This window comes from Marinobacter lipolyticus SM19 (assembly GCF_000397065.2).
GTDB classification, from domain to species: domain Bacteria; phylum Pseudomonadota; class Gammaproteobacteria; order Pseudomonadales; family Oleiphilaceae; genus Marinobacter; species Marinobacter lipolyticus.
Window position 1 is genome coordinate 1 of sequence record NZ_KE007323.1, and the last position, 515, is coordinate 515.

General features: G+C 53.0%; 1 protein-coding gene. It reads right to left on the minus strand.

The features are described from left to right. Nucleotides 1-81: 81 nt before the first annotated feature. The coding region (locus MARLIPOL_RS18320) for a GFA family protein (RefSeq protein WP_012140691.1) at nt 82-515 on the minus strand (434 nt) is incomplete at its 5' end.

Consider the following 515-nt stretch of genomic DNA (forward strand, 5'->3'; position numbering starts at 1 on the left):
TAACGCTGAGGTAACCGGCGCCGGAGCGCCAGCGGAGGGAACCCAAAGCGGTACGCTTTTGGCGTCCGGTTGACCGCCTGGTTATACCAGCGGGCCATCTTCCAGCTCTGCATAACGTGGCAACCCATCCTTGAATTCGTACCACTCCGCCGCGGAACTAGCGAAAATATGGTATTCGGGTTTAGCCTCTATCTGTGTTTTCAGTGTACCGATTCTCAAGCGCAAAAGAGCAGGCTTTGAGTCCAGCCGGCTGTATAAGGGACTGCCACACTCACTACAGAATGCTCGCTTCTTACCCGGCTTAGACTCGAATTCCTTTACGAGATCACGCCCCTCAACAAACTGAAATTGAGATGCCTGAATGGGGCTATTGGTCGCATATGCAGAACCTTGGGCACGCCGACACTGCGAGCAATGGCACATTGCGATAGGGCCAAGTTCACCACTGTATTCATACTGCACTTCACCGCACAGACAACTTCCGTGAAGCATCACTTCTCCCTTTGGTATAACGC